This is a genomic window from Gimesia sp. (genome assembly GCF_040219335.1).
Taxonomy (GTDB): domain Bacteria; phylum Planctomycetota; class Planctomycetia; order Planctomycetales; family Planctomycetaceae; genus Gimesia.
This window is the reverse complement of sequence record NZ_JAVJSQ010000015.1, coordinates 240,757-259,057: the sequence shown is the minus strand read 5'-3', so window position 1 is coordinate 259,057 and position 18,301 is coordinate 240,757. Positions and strand designations below refer to the sequence as shown.

The window sequence follows — 18,301 nt, the reverse complement described above, 5'->3', positions numbered from 1 at the left end:
GCTGATAATTTACACAACATCCCATCTATTCTACAGTGTGCTAACCAGAAATAATTTCCTTTACTTCACCTGCGATAACACAACGAATCCATGATGACGCGTTCGAAACCGACCAAAGACCTCAAACCCTATTTTCAGACTCTCGAAGACCTGGAAGGTCCCTTCGACTGGGCTGCCTTTTTTGGCAATGACAATCCGGTGGTTCTGGACGTAGGTGCCGGCCGCGGTCTGTTTCTGTTCAATTCCAGCGGTGAGCACCCGGAGAAAAACTTTCTGGGGATGGAGATCGACTACCGCGAGGGACGTCGCGCTGCAACGCGGTTACTGAAGGCCGAGCGTCCCAATGCACGTGTGCTGGGGGGAGATGCGAGGGTTGCTTTCGACAAGTTCATTCACGACTCTTCTGTTTCTGAAGTACATGTCTACTTTCCCGATCCCTGGTGGAAGAAGCGTCATCACAAACGCCGGATTTTTACCGACGTGTTTGTGGAACGGGTCACCAAAGCTTTAAAGAATGGCGGTGAGCTGCACTTCTGGACGGACGTGGAAGAATACTACGAGCGGGTGGTTAACCTGATGGATCACGCCCCCCAGTTCATCAAACGGGAAGCCCCCGAGGAAAAACTCCCGGAACATGACATGGATTTCCAGACCAGCTTTGAACGAAAAAAACGCAAGGAAGGCTGGATTATTCACCGCGGACTCTGGGAACTCAGCAAGTAATTCACAACGACTTCAGTTGTCCAGCACCGCCTGCTGTAGATCGATCGGGCGGTTAAACCGGGACCGCCGATCGATGTGATACCACCAGATTCCGCGCACCGGATAAAACATTACCGACCGCACGTGCTCGTGCTGGCGCTGCATGCTCGCCAGATAGGATTCTTCAAACTCCGGAAACTCCTGACACAGTTCCAGATGCTTGATCCGGATCAGATCTTCCACCGCTGACGCATGCTTCTCATACAGGGGCTCGATCTGTTCAATGCCGAACGACTGCACGAAACGGCGGGGCGGCGCGGGAAAAATCAGAGACTCCCGGTCATTGGCAGTCAGCAGTGAATAATCTTCCGCAAACAGAGTCGTGAAATTGTGGAACCGCCCGTAAGGAGAGAGGGTCACCTGAAAATAGGTGGCACTCTCGACGTGTTCCCATACCAGAATAAAATTCTGCTGCCAGCGATAAACGCCGGCTTCCTGAAACTGGCGGGAGCGGGCCCACTCCGATTCCGAACCGCATTTACCGGTATAGTAATCGTAGACTTCCTCCTCGGGCATCAGGATCAGCTGGGGAGACCGCATGTGCTGAATCGCATAATAGATCAGAATCGGGATCAATATAAACAGGTAGCCGACGAACATGACCGCCAGCATGAGTAACACATTAATCAGGTTGGCATTAGCCAGCATAGTCTGCTTCCGGGCGGGTAGCCTTGAATAAACGGCATTAGAGAAAGAGTTCAATCGTCCTTTATCTTCTCACCCAGCCGGTCAATTTTCCAGCCTAAAAGTTTCGCGTTAATTTTGTCACTCAATGCGTGACACATTTCCAGAAAGACATCTGTCGCCCGATCCTCATTCAACTCGTGAGCAGAAAACTGTTTTAGCGTATGCTGTCTCAGGCTGGTTACGTCATCCAGCAACGCGATGAGAGCCGGACCATCCTGCAGCTTATTGCCATCGAATTTCATCTGCTGATTCTCGATCTCAACCAGTTGCCTGATGTAGCTGTCCAGTCGATGTTCTTTCGATTTTTCTCGGCGTTTCCTAAACCAGTGGAACAGCAAGTAACCGGCAATCAGTATGGATACGATGAAGGAACGCATCCCTTCGGTCGCCTCGACGAATTCGGAATTCATAAACGGCTTGAGCTCCGGGTTGTAGACATGATCTGCCCCATCGTGCATGGGAAACCCCTGGTTCTCGCGGGCGAAGGTCTGCCCCTTGGCGGACAGCTCATTCAGATGCACCTGCCGGGAAAAATTCTGATGCAGTACCTGTGTTGTTACCTCCGTAATCAGATCGTCCGAAACCGATTCCCTGGTAAGCAGCAGAGCACCACAGGCGACCGTGGGCAGGTTCCGCTCGGGTACGACGCTTTGTTTTCGGGAATACATGCCTGCCGGGATCTCATACGGATAGAACTGAGTTTCCCTCCGCGTCAGGGCACCGATATACGGAATTTCGAGCAGACGATACTGACCGGTCTGCAGCAGTTTCTGTAAGAGCGGCGCTTCTACACCAACCGTCACGATAGCGGCATCCAGCTTGTTCTCACCGAACTCCTCTTCGATCTCCAGATACGACAGGTAGGCAGGCTTGATTTCATCCAGGTCCAGCTGGAGATGCTCCAGCAAAGGCAAGCTGGCAGCCAGATCGCCTGAGCCCGGCTGCCCGATCGCAACCCGTTTGCCTTTCAGATCATTCACATTTCTGACTTCAGAATCGAGGGGTACAATCACATGCACGGCCTGGGAAAACAGATTGGCGATGAAACAGATTTCGTCCGTCTCAACTGGACCAGCCTGCCTGGGAGCCGCGGGCCCGGGCTTGCGTTCGATCAGTACATACTCAGCCCCCGGCTGGTAAAATCCCAGATCGGCTTTGCCTGATCTCAGCAACTTCATATTCTCCAGCGAACCCTCTGTCTGCAGGATTTCGACTTCAATCGGTAACTGTTCCTGCAACCTTGCTTTGAGCTGTTCTGCGACCCCGTAATAACGCCCTTCCGGGTGACCGGCGGCGATGGTAATCCGATCGGGTAAGGCGGTCATCCAGCGGTAGGTCTGATGCAAAATTACCGGCAGAGAGATCAGGAGAACGACAACCAGGATCTTGAGGATAGTACGTCTCATATGTCACTTCTTCGATGTATTCTCAAAAATAGTAATACGGATAACCAACGGTAAAATGTGCACAGAATATCATACCCGTTTTGAGGCCGGTTATCTGCTTTTCAGCAGGAAATTGCAGCTTCAGTTACAGAGAAACGGATCAGACGCCCGGGGTGCTGAAACTGTTTGCTGAATTCCCCAGTTTGCAGTGTCATTTGCCTTGGCGCTATTTTTTGGCGAACTATGCTAAGGGACGATACCTCTGTATCATGAGGGGATTATTGTAACTCCCCTGCCCTGTATCCCTTATTTTGAATAAGTGAGTGAATTCCATGTACCGAGTCCTGATCACGGACAATCTTTCGCCAGCTGGTCTCAAAATCCTCGAAGACAACCCGGAAATCGAAGTTGACGTTCGTTCCGGCCTCTCGCCGGAAGAAGTACGGGAAGCACTCAAGTCCGCTGATGGTATCATCATTCGCAGTGCCACCAAGCTGACCGAAGAGATTCTCCAGGGGCAGCCCCGCTTGAAAGCCATCGTCCGGGCCGGCGTGGGTGTCGATAACATCGACCGCGTCGCTGCGACTCGCGAGGGCATCATCGTCATGAATACCCCCGCCGGAAACACCACCAGTACTGCAGAGCAGACCATCGCCCTGATGATGGCCCTCGCCCGGAACATCGGCCCCGCTTATGCCACCATGAAAGAGGGCAAGTGGGAGCGCAAAAAACTGACTGGAACCCAGGTCGCCGGCAAGACTCTGGCCGTCATTGGTCTGGGTCGAATTGGTCTCTCTGTCGCCCAGCGGGCCCAGGGACTGGAAATGAAAGTCATCGGCTATGATCCATTCATGTCAGCCGAACGTGCTGCCGAGTACGGCATCGAGCTTTACAAAGAAGTCGACGAGATCGTCAAACACTGTGACTTCCTGACCGTGCACACTCCGCTGACTGACGAAACCCGCGACCTGATCAACGCTGAGCGGATCGCCACCATGCGTCCCGGAGTGAGAATCATCAACTGTGCCCGCGGTGGAATCATCAACGAAGACGATCTGGCAGACGCTCTGGAATCCGGCAAAGTTGCCGGCGCTGCCTGTGATGTATTCACCCAGGAGCCACCGGAAAACCGTCGCCTGATCGACGCTCCCAACATGCTGGCCACACCTCACCTGGGTGCATCGACTGACGAAGCTCAGGAGATGGTCGCCCTGGAAGCAGCCGAGATCATCACCGACTTCCTGACGAAGAACGAAATCCGGCACGCCATCAACATGATTCCGGTCTCCGGTGCGGAAATGGCGGACCTCAAACCGCACATCGAACTGGGACATCGCCTGGGACTGTTCCTGTCACAACAGACCTCAGGCAGTCTCAAAAAGGTACAGATCCAGTACCGGGGCGAAGTTGCCGAGAAGCAGACCAAGCTGATCACATCCAGCTTTGCTGCCGGTCTGCTCTCCAATTCATTCGAAGCCGAAATCAATATCGTGAATGCCACCGTCTTCGCCAAAGATCGGGGCATCGACATTTCCGAAGACAAGTCTACCGAAGTCGGCACGCTTTCCACCCTGATCTCTGCTACCGTTGAGACTGAGGATGGCAAGTTTTCCGCCGCCGGTACTATCTTCGGCCAGGACTTCCTGCGTCTCACCAAACTGGATGAGTTCTACCTCGATGGCTATCTCGATGGCAACCTGCTGATCTACCGTCACAATGACGTGCCCGGCCTGATCGGTTACATCGGCACCGTGCTCGGTAACCACAAAGTCAACATCGCCCACATGGCTCTGGGACGTCTCCAGAATCAGCCCGGAGGTGAAGCGATCGCTGTGCTGAACGTGGACGGTGATGTTCCTGACGAAGCCATTGCGGAAGTCTCCAGCCACAAAGATGTTTCCTGCGTAAAACTCATCAAAATGCCACCAGCCACCGCTCCTCTTTCCTGGTTGCAGTAAGCTCATACAGGCTTAATAGCCGCTTCATCAGTTCTTTTTATAGCCGATGAAGCGGCTTAGCCATTTCAGCGAAAAATCCGCCCAGTCCCGGGAAAGTATTTGAACCCCAGGGTCCCTCCTGCATAAAATATCTGCGATAGAGGTACGTACCTGCCTAATTGAGTTTATTCCACAAATTCCAATTGACTGCGGAATCTGTTAGGTTATCATTCCCGACAATTCGAATAGTTGAATCTACTTAAGTCGCTTCGGTTCTTATAGTACCTTAAAGTTTGCCATAACCTTGCTCAGAGATCTGGAGGGTGGGCGGCGTATGATTTCAGCAACTTCCGGGAAGGCGCTCTCGAGTGCCATGCAGGCGAGCGTACTGGCGCTCAATAAGACTTATTCGCCAGTCCACGTGATCTCTGCCAAGCGGGCCTTCTGCCTGCTCAGCAAAGATATCGCTGAGGTCATCAGTGTCGAAGATGGCACCTTCATGAACTACGACTTCAGCTCCTGGATCGAAATCAGCGAATTACGTTCGGAGTTCAGCGAACGCAGCGATCTCGAAGACTGGATTCTCACCGTCAATTACGAAATCCAGGTCCCCCGCGTCGTCCGGTTACTCCGCTATGACCGCATCCCCAACAATACCATCAAGTTCAATCGACGAAACATTTTCATCCGCGACAGTTATCGCTGTCAGTACTGCCAGAAGAAATTCAACGTCAAACAACTCAGCCTGGACCATGTCATCCCCCGCTCGCATGGCGGCGGCATGAGCTGGGAAAACATTGTCAGTGCCTGTCGTCGCTGTAACACCAAAAAAGGGGGCCGCACCCCGACCCAGGCCGGCATGAAACTTCTGCAGAAACCGGCCAAGCCCAGCCGGAATCCGGTACTCCTGCAGCAGGTGAAACAGGCGAAATATGAATGCTGGAAAAATTTTGTCGGCACCAAAGAACTCATCAACTGTGACTGATCATTCCGCTCCAGCCCCTTAGCCTGCCCCTGCTTTACCAGCCTCTCCCGCACTCAGATCCTGTCACCAGCTCCCGCATAATCGACATATCCCCTCTGTTCCTCCGCTCGATTTGTGCTGAATTTACGGGCCATGGTTCCACTGGCTCTCTCAACCGTCTATATTACGAGACGAATAATCAACATCCCCGCTGAAAGTCTACGCACCAGAAAGCCTCAGGAATCAGGAATGTCGTCTTCTCCGTTAAACGTCGCCATTATTGGCATGGGAACCGTTGGTAGCGGTGTCGCAAAAATTCTTCTGGAACGAGCCGAGCAGATGACCACCCGCGCCGGGCGGCCGATTCATCTGAAACGGGCCGTCGTACGCGACCTCTCCCGGTCCCGTAATATTGAGCTGGCTGAGGGTGTCCTGACCGACGATATTGACTCCGTCCTGAATGACGATTCCATCGATGTCATCATCCAGTTGGTGGGGGGAATTGATCCCGCTTACGACATCATGCTGCGTGCCCTGGAAAGCGGTAAAGATGTCGTCACGGCGAACAAAGCCCTGCTCTGCGAAAAAGGGGAAAGCCTTTATCAGCGTGCCCGGGAACTCGGACGTTGCATCTGCTTCGAAGCAGCCGTCGCCGGCGGTGTTCCTCTGATTGAAACAGTCACCCAGGCGATGTCCGCCAACCAGATCACTTCCATCGAAGCGATTCTGAACGGTACCAGCAACTACATCCTGACTCAGATGTTTTCCCACGATGTCAGCTACGATGACGCCGTCAAAAGTGCCCAGGAAATCGGCTACGCGGAAGCCGACCCTGCGATGGACGTCGATGGCACCGATGCAGCCCAGAAACTGGGGATCCTCGTGCAGCTCTCACTGGGTATCAAAGTCAGCCTGGATCAGTTCCTGCGACAGGGAATCGATACGCTATCCCTGGCGGATCTGAAATACGCCGACGAACTCGGCTACACCGTCAAACTGTTGGCGGTCGCCAATCTGATCGATGGTCAACTGGAAATGCATGCCCAGCCGACTCTGATCCGCAACGACAATCCGCTGGCTCATGTCGAAGACGCCTACAACAAAATCGCCCTCGAAGGCGATGCGGTCGGCAAGATCTGGCTCTCGGGAATGGGAGCCGGACAGATGGCAACAGCCTCCGCAGTCGTCGCGAATCTGATCGATGTCGCCGTCGGACGGGCGGCACTCACATTTCCGCGACTGGACCTGTGGAATCCCCGGCACGATATCAAGATCATGCCGCGTGAAGAGATTTCACGTCGCTACTTCCTGCGGCTGAATGTAGAAGACCGCCCGCACGTTCTGGCAGATATTACGAACGTGCTGGGCGATCATGAAATCAGTATCGCCAGCCTGGTTCAGCATGAGGCACCGGAAGTCGATCCCAATGAAAGCTATTCGATTGTGCCTCTGGTGATCATGACTCACCAGACCACCGAAGGTCGTTTCCAGGCAGCCAGCCGGGAGCTGGATCAGCTTGACTGTATCCGCTCTCCCTTTGTCCGGATGCCGGTCAACGACTGATCTGTCTCAGCCTTACTCTTTCTTTTCAGCAGCAGCCTCTTTTTCCGGTTTGGCTGCTGCTTCTTTTTTCTCCTCGGGCTTCTCCTCAGCCTTGGTTTCAGGCTGCTTTTCCGCCGCTTCTTTCTCGGCTGGTTTTTCACCGTCCGCTTTCTCAGCTTCGGGCTTCGCTTCTCCCTCAGCCGGCTTCTCGCCGACAACGGTCGCCTTTTTGATGTAGTCCAGCATCGGGTATTCCTGTTTCAGGTATGCATTCCCCTGAGCACGAAGCCGCATCTGATCGGGACCTGCTCCTCCGGGAGCCCCTTCACCGTAACCATTGTAAAGCGAATCGACGACATCCATGCCTTTGATTACCTTCGCGAAAGGAGAAAAGCCCATGTTGTCCAGATTGGAGTTATCACCAAAGTTGATGAAGAACTGGGTGGAACGGGAATCCGGCATCCCTGTTTTCGCAAACGAGACATACCCGCGTTTGTTGGACTCGATCACCGGATCATCCATGATATTGTTATCGGCCCACTTCGCATGCACGGCGGGATCACCCTGAATCCCCACCTGGGCCATGAAGCCGTCGATCACGCGAAAGAAAGCCACATCGTTGTAAAAACCTTCTTCGACGAGCTTCTTGAACCGCTCTGCCCCACGAGGTGACCAGGCGGGATGTACTTCCAGCAGGATGTCGCCTTTGGTGGTGTTTAAGAGAACCTGAAAATTTTCGGCATCCGAGGTTACCGGCTTTTCACCAGCCGCTTCGGGAACTTCGGCATCGCCGGCCGTGGGAGTTTCACTGGTACATCCCACCAGACAGGGCAGCAACAGGCATAACGCGAAGAGGGTGATACGTAACATCAAATCTTTCCTTAAGTTTATCTGACTGAATTCAATAAAATGCAACTGATTAAGCTCTCTTAACTGTTTTTGATTTCCCGGCTGAGTTGCTCGAACTCATCCCGCAACACCGGCATCGCCCCGGATTGACTGGCCACCAGGCCTCCCACACGATTGGCAAACAATGCTGCCCGATCCCAGGGCCAGCCCAACAGGCGTCGCGAAATCAGGGCCGCGGTAAACGCATCGCCGGCTCCCACCGCATCAGCCACTTCGACCGGCGTTCCCGGAATATCATAGACTTCGCTTTCCGTGTAGATCAGACATCCCTCTGAACCGCGGGTAATACAGATCGCCTCGACTCCGTAATCTGCCTGCACCTGATTCGCGAACTTCTGCAGGTCGTCTTGAGAGACTCCCAAGAGCTCCGACAGAACCTCGACCTCATCCTGGTTCAGCTTGACAACACGGGCCGCCTTAAGTGATCGCTCGATCCAGTCCCGGTTGTAATACTTCTGCCTGAGGTTAATATCGTAGACCACCAGGCAGTCATCGCTGGTCGCTGCCAGGCACTGATGAATCGCCTCTCGCGAGTCGGCTTCGCGCTGTGCCAGTGTTCCAAAGCACACGGCCCGGGCGCCCCCCATCAGTGTCGCCAGCGGAGCGGTAAAGTCAAGATGATCCCAGGCGACCTGTTCGTGAATCGTATACTGCGGATCGTTGGCGTCGGTGAACTCCACCGTCACCGTGCCGGTCGGGTAGTTCTCATCGACCTGCACGTAATCCGTGGAGAGCTCTTGTTTATTCAGAAAATCGAGTAGTTCCCGACCCAGATCATCCTGGCCGACGCGCGTGACAACGGTCCCCCTGCATCCCAGTTGATTAGCCTGAAAAGCGACATTCGCAGGTGCCCCGCCCGGACGGCGGTCATCACCAAAACAATCCCAGAGTAATTCACCTAAACCAATTACCAGCGGGAGTGACGCAGAATTATTCATGGAACTCCGATTCCATTCTTGTTGATTTCAATTACACTGTTGATCAGTAATTCAATAAACCCGTCCAACAGCATTTCAGTTCATCTCTGCTGATACCATACCATATTCCGGGATATAAATTCCATGCATCGTATTTATGAATACCATCATTTGGTGACCAATGATGAAATCGACGGACTGGGCCACGTCAACAATGTCGTTTACCTCAAATGGCTGCAGGACGCCGCTGTCGCTCACTCCGGTGCCAACGGCTGGCCCGCCCGTCGCTATCGCGAACAGGGAATCGGCTGGGTCGCCCGCAGTCACTTCATCGAATACCTGCAGCCCGCGTTCGTCGATCAGGAAATCATCGTGCAAACCTGGATCTCGAATCTGCAGAAGGTCAAATCCCTGCGCAAATATCGCATCATCCGTCCCGCTGATTCCGAACTGCTCGTTCGGGCAGAGACCAACTGGGCCTTCGTGAATTACCAGTCCCTCTCCCCCTGCCGCATCCCCACTGAGGTCTCGGAATGTTTCTCCGTCGTCTCCGATGAAGAAGCCCCCGAGCAGACTGCATTTTCCGAGAAGTTCACGGACAAAACGTGATTTCTCGATCGCGGCCTGCTACCCTATTAACAATCAGAGCTCCCTGGAACAGCGAGCCTTCCCGATCACACTTCCCGTTGCCCATCACGGTGTGCCATGACTGACCAACCCTATGAGAAACTAGGCGCCTTCTACCTCGGTAAAGAATACGATCTCCCCACCGGGTCGCTCACCGACAACCTCGTCCTCTACGACAGCAAAGACCTCACGACCCACGCGGTCTGTGTTGGCATGACCGGCAGTGGCAAGACGGGCCTCTGTCTCTCGCTGCTCGAAGAAGCCGCCATCGACGACATCCCCGTGATCGCCATCGACCCCAAGGGGGACCTCGGCAACCTGCTGCTCAACTTCCCCGATCTGAAACCGGCCGACTTCCGCCCCTGGATCGAAGAAAGCGAAGCGGTCCGCAAAGGGAAGACACCCGATGAATACGCCCGCGCAACCGCGGACCTCTGGAAGAAAGGCCTCGCCGACTGGCAGCAGGATGCCGACCGCATCGCCCGGCTCCGTGACGCCGTCGACATGGCCATCTACACGCCGGGCAGCAGCGCCGGACTCCCCATCTCGGTCCTCAAATCGTTCGACGCCCCCAGCGATGCGGTCCTGAATGACAGCGACGCCCTGCGGGATCGGATCCTCTCCGCCGTCTCCGGACTGCTGGCCCTGCTCAAAATCGATGCCGACCCGATCAACAGCCGCGAACATATTCTGATCTCCAATCTGCTCAACCAGGCCTGGAAAGAGAAACGCAACCTCTCGGTCGCCAGCCTGATTCAGGAAATCCAGGCGCCCCCCTTCGACAAGATCGGATTCCTCGACCTGGAAACCTTCTACCCCGCCAAAGACCGCATGGCCCTCTCCCTGCAGTTGAACAACCTGCTCGCCTCCCCCGGCTTCGAAGCCTGGATGCAGGGCGAAGCACTCAACATCGCCAACCTGCTGACGACCCGCGCAGGCAAGCCACGCATCTCGATCCTCTCCATCGCCCACCTCTCGGATTCCGAGCGGATGTTCTTCGTCACCGTCCTGCTCAACGAAGTCCTGGCCTGGGTCCGCAGCCAGTCGGGAACGTCCAGCCTCCGCGCCATCCTCTACATGGACGAAGTCTACGGCTACTTCCCCCCGACCGCGAATCCCCCTTCCAAAACGCCCATGCTGACCCTGCTCAAACAGGCCCGCGCCTTCGGACTGGGCGTCGTCCTCTCCACCCAGAACCCCGTCGACCTCGACTACAAAGGGCTCTCCAATACAGGCACCTGGTTCATCGGTCGTCTGCAGACCGAGCGAGACAAAGCCCGCGTCCTGGACGGCCTGGAAAGCGCCTCGGGAACCGCAGGCAGCCAGTTCCACCGTCAGCAGATGGAAGCCATCCTCTCTGACCTCGGTAGCCGCGTCTTCCTGCTGCATAACGTTCATGAAGATGCCCCTGTCGTCTTCCACACCCGCTGGGCCCTCTCGTACCTCCGTGGCCCCCTGACCCGCACACAGATCCAGACCCTCATGGATCCCCGCAAGCAGGCGCTCGCCGACGAAACGCTAACCACGGTCACCAGCGCCCCGAGCACCGCCGAACCCACAACCGCAGCCGAGCCCGATCAGCCACCGTTGATCCCCCCCGACATCAAACAACGCGTCTTCCGCGCCTCCAGCATGCTCCCCCAGGGCAGCAGACTGGTCTACCGGCCCGGTGTGCTCGGCCTGGCGAAGCTTCGCTATGCGGATGCCAAATCGAAAGTCGACCTCTGGCAGGATGTCGCTCTGTTGATCTCCCTCACCGGCGATGTCCCCGAGAGCCTCTGGGAAGAGGCCCCCCCCATCCCCGTCGGCGATCTCGACTACCAGGACCAGCCCGCAGACCAGGCCCGCTTCTCCGCCGTCGACACCGCTCTGACTCGCAACAAACAATACACCACCTGGGAAAAAGATCTGAAGAACTACCTCTACCAGGAACGACCGCTGAAACTCTGGTTCAGCGCCGATCCCAAACTCTATTCCGATCCGGACGAAACCGAAGCCGACTTCCGCGCCCGGCTCAAACTGCTCCTGCGCGAAGAACGCGATCTGCAGATCGAAAAACTCCGCGCGAAATACGCTTCCAAACTCGAGACCATCCAGAACCGCATTCGCACCGCAGAAGAACGCGTGGCCCGCGAAGAGTCCCAGTACAGCGACAAAAAAATGAGCTCCTTCCTCTCCATCGGCACCACCATCTTTGGTGCTATCATGGGTCGTAAAATTGCCAGCGCGACGAACGTCCGCAAAGCCTCCACCGCGGCCCGCAGCGTCGGTCGCGCCGCGAAGGAATACGACGACATCGAACGCGCCAAGGAAGCCCTCAAAGTCCAGCAGCAGAAATACGAGGAGCTCGAAGCCGAGTTCCAGCAGGAACTGGATGCGCTCGAAGCCCCCATCCGTCCCGAAGACCTCGAAATCGAAGAGTACCTCGTCCGCCCCCGCAAATCCGACCTGATGATCAACGAAGTCGCCTTCACCTGGCTCCCCTGGTCCGTCGACGAAGCCACCGGCATCAGCGAACCCCTCTACCAAAGGGACGTCCGTTAGGCGTCCCCGTCAGTCGGCTTGAGAACAACCTCACGATTTCCAGTTCCCTTCTGTTCCATTTCCCTGAACAGTTTGACCTTGATCGGCTCTTCCCGAACCGTAATTTATCGCAATTGTGCTTCGCGCGCGAGGCGGACGATGCGAGCACTGGAACACGATGCACCAGTGACTCAGATCCACCTGAATCGCCGTCGATTTTTCCAGTTTTTCACCAGCACAAACGGAACCGGTTCCCGATGTCTCGTAGAATTTCAAATCATTTCGGAGCACTTTCAGAGCATTTCGCGCGACACTCACCAGCAACTCCCCCCCTTTCAAATCAGAATCAAAGCACAATTCCCCTTGACCCCCACAAGCCATTCAGCAAGATCACACAACATGACAACGAAAGTCTGAAATTCAGGAAATCAGTTCAAATAACCGGGTAACCCCGAATGCAATTCGGGGCGAGCCCCGTGAGCAGGAGGTCACAGCTATCAAAATCAAGCCACGTTCGAACCACCCACCCCAAACCGGAAATGAACAGCAGCCGAAGCAATCCTGCCCCCGTCTTGTCAGGAACCCGGACTGCAATAAAAACCAATTAGCCGCAGGGCATTAGCCCCGGTTGAAACGATGATCGCCAGCACGCCCCCAAATCCAGAACCGGCGCCCCCGAATACAACCCGGGCCGAGCGCTGCGAGCAGGAAGTCACAGCTAACAAAATCAAGCCACGTTCGCCCCCCCACCCCAAACCGTAGGGTGCGGCCCCATGTGTCCGCCCGCCTGGCGACTGAGATTTCAATGCAGTCAACCACAGGAACCTCAACCAGCGACCAAACGAACCATTTTACAAAAAAGAAACTCACCCCTGTAGCTGAAAATTGCTAAGCTGAAGGAAGATGGATTGCGAAAGCAGTGCACACCAACAAAGAATGGATCTCAATCTGGTGCTTCGTCAAGTTTGAAATTAAGGGCTGGGAGTGTTGTTATGTGCTCTGTTGTCGCACTCCCGTGATCGCCATCACCCCAAAATTCATCAATAGAGCAGCAGACGTAAATTGTCATATGAGATTTCAAGCTCGACATGGCACGGCATTTATTTTTCATGGAGTGTGAGATGCTTTCCTGGAATCGTACTCTGGAAATCAGCTTAATTTTGTTCATCGCCACTCTTGCAAGGAATTCTTGCGCTGCGGAACAGGAACTCTTCATTCAGCAATGGGGGCTTGCATCTGCCGATCGTGTTGACGACTATGACCCTGAATCAGGACATCTGCTGACGAGACATCAGGCAAGTGCTGTTTTGTGGGATGTGAAAACGGGACTCGCGTTGCGGCAGTATCCGTTCAACACCAGAAATTTCTCTGCCAGGTTCTTGCAAAACGGTCGCGTGTTATTGAAGTCATCAGAGATGGTGAGGCTGTTGAATAAGCGGAATGGAGAAGTCATTCGCGATATCGACCTCACCAGGTATAAATACTCTAATTATTCCAACATCCTGTTGATCAACGACGGGCAGCCAGTTTTCGTCGCTTCCTGCGGACCAGAAACGATTCGTGTCTGGAATCTGGAAACAGGCGAAACTCTTAACGAATTTCCGACAGAGGGAGAAATCAGCGCAGCGAAGCTCTCACCTGATCAACAATTCTTGTTAGCAGGTTCTGGTAACATTGGAATTCTGTGGAATCTAAAAACAGGTAAGGTACAACAACGGTTCTGTTCTCCCATTACAATTCGCACCGTTGAGTTCAACGACGATGGTAGCAGATTTCTCACCATCGGATCAGGCGAATTCTGGTACACACCGCGCGTGATCGTCTGGGAGACAGCGACGGTATTTCCCTTGCTCTCTATTCCACGAACTGCACTTGATGCCGACTTTGTGAATGATGAGATTTTGTTGAATTACCCCCAGGGAAAAGTGGAACTCTGGCCCTTGGATCGGCATGAAAAAGCCCCTCCCAAAGAGAAATGGCCGACCTATCAGTCATCAACAGACAATCGCTGGTGGGTCACAAGGAATCATTGGCGGTTGCACGTTGATTCGAAGCAGAAAACCATAAGCCTGCACGGACCGCTACCGAATTCTCCTACGATTGAGATCCCCACCCAGACGTCGTTGTTTGCGGCAGCATACCATCTTCCCCTGGCATTCTCGCCATCAGGTCGCTGGCTGCTGACAGGCAAATCAGGCTGGGGGAATCCGGGGCAACCCAGTGCCATCTGGGATCTGAAACTGGGGGAGTTGAAATATCATTTGAAGAATATCGACTATGGCTCTTTTCATCCAACTGAAGACAAAGTACTTCTTCGGGATAATGAATTAAGAATCATGGACCTGACCTCAGGCGAGGTCCTGCAATCACTGCAAAGAGAAAAAGGAGACTCTTACTTTGAAGGGGCATTCACGTCTGCTCAGTTTTCTAAAGCTGGGAAACACGTGCTTATCTCAGTGGGAGACTGGTATGACGGAAACGGTGGAGGGATTCTCATCTGGAATCTTCAGACTGGTAAAATTGAACGAGACTATGCCAGATCGAGCAAAGCAGTCATCTACGCCGGTTGGAACTCAGATGAATCGAAAATCGTCGCTGCACTGACACCAGGCAACGATGGTAGTGCCGGCATTGACGAGATCAGAGTGATCGATGCCAGGACTGGAGGGTCGCTGCAAACGAGGATGTTTCCTGATTCAGGAATCGGAGTCGGCGGCGTTAATCCGTCAGGGAATTTGATTACAGCAACTTCCTATAAGTTGATCAGAAACAAATTGCCAGCCAACGGTTCGACTATGCAATACACGACTTCTTTACTGGCAATTGACGATCTCGAACAAAACCGCGCCGACTTACCCGGGCAACATCTCTTCTGGAACAGGAATGGCAGCATTGCCGGATACATTCCGAGTCGCGGCAAGCTGAGCTTCTTCGATCTGGAAGAAAATGAGACTCTTTACTCGCGCGCGACTTCGTTGAGCCAGTGGGCAAAATTTCTCTTTCACCCTGGTCAACTTCTCATCGCAGGTTCACCAGGACCTCCACGTCAATCGGTGGAGACTGTCAGTGACTCTGTCGGCTTTGAACAGACTCTGACTGGTGATCTGGAGGCAGAATTGTTCCTCTTTTACGACTCTGATGATTGGCTGATTAAAACGAAATCCGGATTCGTGAACGGATCGCCCGGTGGATTACGCCGCGCAACAAGTCGAGTCCCGGGGACGCTACAAGTCAGTTACGGAGCCGACTTCACTGATTCGATCACCAGGCCGCAGGCGGTCGGCAAAGCACTCACTCAATCGCTTGCGGACGACTTGAACCTCAAAGCAGAACTACGAAAGTTACCACAGCGCGACATCCCCAATCTCGCCCCAACCTCCAAGGCAAAACCACAAAAGTATGACGACCCCACAAAACGGCTCAAAGAGATTTCAGAGCAACTGAAAGCCGCAGGAGCGAAAATCAAACAGGCTCAATTCAGCGGGATCACCTACGTGCATCTCGAAGGTCATCCCGTCACCGACGACCTCATCAAACAACTTCGCTGGGCTGGAAATATTGATCGCCTCTATCTGGCAGAGACCGGAATCACCGATCAACAACTCGATGAAATTGGGATTCTGAAGGATGTCAAAAGGATGTCGCTGTGGGGGAATCCAATTACCGACGCCGGTCTCTCAGAACTGACTGCCATGTGGAGTCTGGAAGTCCTGGACATTCATGATACCAGGATCACCGCAGCCGGTTTGAATCAGTTGCGAATGCTTCCGAATCTGAAAACGCTCATCATCCCAGCGAACATCAATGTAAACGAACTTGCTCCATTGAAAACTCAGCGACCTGATTTGGAACTTCTTCTGCGATAAACAGCGCGATCTTGAGCCATTTCAATAGTGGTTGCACAGAGTGTAACCCTCAATTCAATTATCATCGGGCGATCTGACTCGGCAGAACGGAAAAGTAAAAGGGGCGAGCCCGGATGAAACCCGGGCCGAGCGCAGCGAGCAGGAGGTCACAGCTCACGAAATCAATCCACAACCGAGCCACCCCAAACGTAGGGTGCGGCCCCATGTGTCCGCCCGCCTGGCGACTGAGATTTCAATACAGGCTCCCCAGGGAACCCCAGTCAAAGACCAAACCAAGCATTTTACAAAAAAGAAACTCGACCCTGTAGCTGAAAATCGTTAAGCTGATGAAAACAGTTTGCTAAAGCAGTAATCATAATACCCGTATTCGATTCCCACCCCCTGTTTTACTCCTCTGAAATTTGGGAAATTGCAGTGAATGAGAACGGAAACGATCTATCACAACTGATCGAACTAGTACCTCCTCCACAACAACTCACTGAGATTGAGCAACCCGGTCAATGGGATGTCATTCAGAGCGAGATGGGAATCATATTGCCAAATGACTTGCGAGACTTTGCTTTGACATACGGAAGCGGAACTTTCAAGGATTCCTCGGGGATTTTTTCACTAAGGGTATTTAACCCATTTGCCAGACCTTTCAAGCGTGATGTAGTCGAGATGCAGAGAATCCTCGAATATCATGGCTCACCATTCGATGTATTCCCCAGTTCTCCTGGACTTTTTACCTGGGGAGCAGATGAGTCCCGTCGGCAATTCTGCTGGTTAACCAATGGGAGTCCTGATTCCTGGCCTGTCATATTTATTACTGGGGATCGAAAATTCGTGCGTTATGATACTTCACTCTCAGGATTTTTAGTTCAATTATTTTCCGGCCAGGTAGATGAATTTGGACTCGAATTAGATTCTGCCTGGTTTCAAGAGAGATCCGGCGAAATCTTTTTCAAACCCAGGAAACCATATGATGCCTCAAAGTGGCCACCATTGCTGGAAGCGATTCTGATGTTGGATCAGAAGAAAACACGCCAGCTTCTTAACGAAGGAGTGGACCCGAACGCTGTTTTACCAAATGGAGAGTCTCCGCTGATTGCAGCGATTGAAACGGCTTGCGACGAAGAACTGGTTAAGATTCTTCTGCATGCCGGGGCTGATCCAAACTTCGAAGGACCAGAGGGGCGTACCGCCCTTCAACTCGCTGCTTCATCAGACTATGCACCAGATTGTGTTGAAATCCTACTTTCTGCGGGAGCCAAAGTTTCTTGCAAGGATGAGGATGGGTGGACCCCACTGTTACTGGCGAGTAATCGAAAATTTGAAGATCGAGTACGAATCCTGCTCGCACATGGAGCCGATCCAAATGACCAGCTTCCAAATGGAAAGACTGCTCTTCAGCTTGCAAGGCAAAGTAAGATAATCTGCAAGATGCTCAAAGCGGCAGGAGCAACAGTTGAATCATAAGACCTTCTTTACTTTTTGACTCAAAGTATCCCGACAGGAATCAATCAAGATGGATCATTGGAAACGTCTGCTAGAATTACTACCACCTCCAGCAAACCCCCACAGTTTTAAAAGAACCTGGCAGACCGTCGAGTCGGAACTCGGTCTTTCACTGCCGGCCGATTACAAGCAGTTCATTGATACGTACGGTCCGGATGCATCATGCCCTCAGGCGGCGAGTGCGGCAGCATAATCATCTGGAACCTGCGGGAGGTCTCAGACGTTTCGACCTGGATCGCGACAGCCACACGACGCTACAACGACGATCGGCAGTCAGGCAACAACCACCCATTCCAGGGCTATCCGGAACCGGAAGGACTGCTCGGATGGGGAACGACACCGGACGGCGACTTTTTCAATTGGCGCACGCTGGGGGAGCCGGATGACTGGGATTGTGTGTTTTATCATTTCTCGAATGCTAAAATGATTTTGCTGGAGGACAAAGGATTTGTCGATGTGCTGGTGGATCTGCTGGAACACAATTCCCCGCTGATGCCCTACCCAATCGACCCCGACAACCTGCAACCGCCGTGTGCGTACACGGAAGAAGTCTGGTAAGACTCAGCGCCACAAAAAGGTGTCAGGAATCGTTATCTAATCTCGCAATTCGTTTCTGGCATCTTTTTAACGTCTAAAAGAGAGACTTGCTCCCTTTATTCGTCCCCATGTGAGAGGGACTTTCCCT

The 18,301-nt window shown here is 53.5% G+C and carries 13 protein-coding genes; 9 read left to right on the top strand and 4 right to left on the bottom strand.

The genetic code is table 11. The features are described 5' to 3' along the window. The first annotated feature begins 93 nt into the window (after positions 1–93). Positions 94–723 (top strand): tRNA (guanosine(46)-N7)-methyltransferase TrmB, encoded by a 630-nt coding sequence (gene trmB, locus RID21_RS13795; protein ID WP_350189742.1) that lies wholly within the window; start codon positions 94–96, stop codon positions 721–723. A 12-nt stretch (positions 724–735) separates the two neighbouring features. Here the strand turns inward: trmB and RID21_RS13790 are convergent, their stop codons facing one another. Then, positions 736–1,410 carry a hypothetical protein gene (locus RID21_RS13790; RefSeq protein WP_350189740.1) on the bottom strand — a complete coding sequence of 225 codons (675 nt, stop codon included), beginning with the start codon at positions 1,408–1,410 and terminating at the stop codon, positions 736–738. 50 nt (positions 1,411–1,460) lie between these two features. Further along, positions 1,461–2,855 (bottom strand): TAXI family TRAP transporter solute-binding subunit, encoded by a 1,395-nt coding sequence (locus RID21_RS13785; protein ID WP_350189738.1) that lies wholly within the window; start codon positions 2,853–2,855, stop codon positions 1,461–1,463. Between the two features lie 311 nt (positions 2,856–3,166). On the opposite strand from RID21_RS13785, the gene serA reads away from it, so the two are divergent. The 3 genes from serA to RID21_RS13770 all read left to right on the top strand — a co-directional run bounded on the left by serA (position 3,167) and on the right by RID21_RS13770 (position 7,298). Beyond that, a complete protein-coding gene (serA, locus tag RID21_RS13780) occupies positions 3,167–4,792 on the top strand; it encodes a phosphoglycerate dehydrogenase (protein ID WP_350189736.1) in 1,626 nt (541 codons plus the stop codon). 313 nt (positions 4,793–5,105) lie between these two features. Next, a complete protein-coding gene (locus RID21_RS13775) occupies positions 5,106–5,756 on the top strand; it encodes an HNH endonuclease (RefSeq protein ID WP_350189734.1) in 651 nt (216 codons plus the stop codon). Positions 5,757–5,984: 228 nt separating this feature from the next. Then, positions 5,985–7,298 (top strand): homoserine dehydrogenase, encoded by a 1,314-nt coding sequence (locus RID21_RS13770; protein ID WP_350189732.1) that lies wholly within the window; start codon positions 5,985–5,987, stop codon positions 7,296–7,298. Between the two features lie 12 nt (positions 7,299–7,310). Here RID21_RS13770 and RID21_RS13765 read toward each other — a convergent pair whose 3' ends face one another. After that, a complete protein-coding gene (locus tag RID21_RS13765) occupies positions 7,311–8,147 on the bottom strand; it encodes a peptidylprolyl isomerase (RefSeq protein ID WP_350189730.1) in 837 nt (278 codons plus the stop codon). Between the two features lie 59 nt (positions 8,148–8,206). Further along, complete coding sequence (locus tag RID21_RS13760) at positions 8,207–9,124, bottom strand: carbohydrate kinase family protein (protein ID WP_350189728.1); 918 nt, start codon at positions 9,122–9,124, stop codon at positions 8,207–8,209. 123 nt (positions 9,125–9,247) lie between these two features. Here RID21_RS13760 and RID21_RS13755 point away from each other — a divergent pair, with 123 nt between their 5' ends. From RID21_RS13755 to RID21_RS13735, 5 genes are all read left to right on the top strand, one after another. Then, complete coding sequence (locus RID21_RS13755) at positions 9,248–9,712, top strand: acyl-CoA thioesterase (protein ID WP_145180376.1); 465 nt, start codon at positions 9,248–9,250, stop codon at positions 9,710–9,712. 96 nt (positions 9,713–9,808) lie between these two features. Next, a complete protein-coding gene (locus RID21_RS13750; protein WP_350189726.1) occupies positions 9,809–12,274 on the top strand; it encodes a helicase HerA domain-containing protein in 2,466 nt (821 codons plus the stop codon). 1,406 nt (positions 12,275–13,680) lie between these two features. After that, positions 13,681–16,119, top strand: coding sequence for a hypothetical protein (locus RID21_RS13745; RefSeq protein WP_350189724.1), 2,439 nt, complete (start codon positions 13,681–13,683; stop codon positions 16,117–16,119). A gap of 414 nt (positions 16,120–16,533) precedes the next feature. Continuing rightward, positions 16,534–17,577: an ankyrin repeat domain-containing protein gene (locus RID21_RS13740; protein ID WP_350189722.1), complete on the top strand. Its 1,044-nt coding sequence runs from the start codon at positions 16,534–16,536 to the stop codon at positions 17,575–17,577. A gap of 201 nt (positions 17,578–17,778) precedes the next feature. Beyond that, a complete protein-coding gene (locus RID21_RS13735) occupies positions 17,779–18,174 on the top strand; it encodes a hypothetical protein (RefSeq protein WP_350189720.1) in 396 nt (131 codons plus the stop codon). The last annotated feature ends 127 nt before the right edge of the window (positions 18,175–18,301 follow it).

Bases quoted from the DNA above. Each gene is read 5' to 3' on its own strand.
- trmB (WP_350189742.1), top strand. From the start codon at position 94: ATGACGCGTTCGAAACCGACCAAAGACCTCAAACCCTATTTTCAGACT.
- RID21_RS13790 (WP_350189740.1), bottom strand. From the start codon at position 1,410: ATGCTGGCTAATGCCAACCTGATTAATGTGTTACTCATGCTGGCGGTC.
- RID21_RS13785 (WP_350189738.1), bottom strand. From the start codon at position 2,855: ATGAGACGTACTATCCTCAAGATCCTGGTTGTCGTTCTCCTGATCTCT.
- serA (WP_350189736.1), top strand. From the start codon at position 3,167: ATGTACCGAGTCCTGATCACGGACAATCTTTCGCCAGCTGGTCTCAAA.
- RID21_RS13775 (WP_350189734.1), top strand. From the start codon at position 5,106: ATGATTTCAGCAACTTCCGGGAAGGCGCTCTCGAGTGCCATGCAGGCG.
- RID21_RS13770 (WP_350189732.1), top strand. From the start codon at position 5,985: ATGTCGTCTTCTCCGTTAAACGTCGCCATTATTGGCATGGGAACCGTT.
- RID21_RS13765 (WP_350189730.1), bottom strand. From the start codon at position 8,147: ATGTTACGTATCACCCTCTTCGCGTTATGCCTGTTGCTGCCCTGTCTG.
- RID21_RS13760 (WP_350189728.1), bottom strand. From the start codon at position 9,124: ATGAATAATTCTGCGTCACTCCCGCTGGTAATTGGTTTAGGTGAATTA.
- RID21_RS13755 (WP_145180376.1), top strand. From the start codon at position 9,248: ATGCATCGTATTTATGAATACCATCATTTGGTGACCAATGATGAAATC.
- RID21_RS13750 (WP_350189726.1), top strand. From the start codon at position 9,809: ATGACTGACCAACCCTATGAGAAACTAGGCGCCTTCTACCTCGGTAAA.
- RID21_RS13735 (WP_350189720.1), top strand. From the start codon at position 17,779: ATGCCCTCAGGCGGCGAGTGCGGCAGCATAATCATCTGGAACCTGCGG.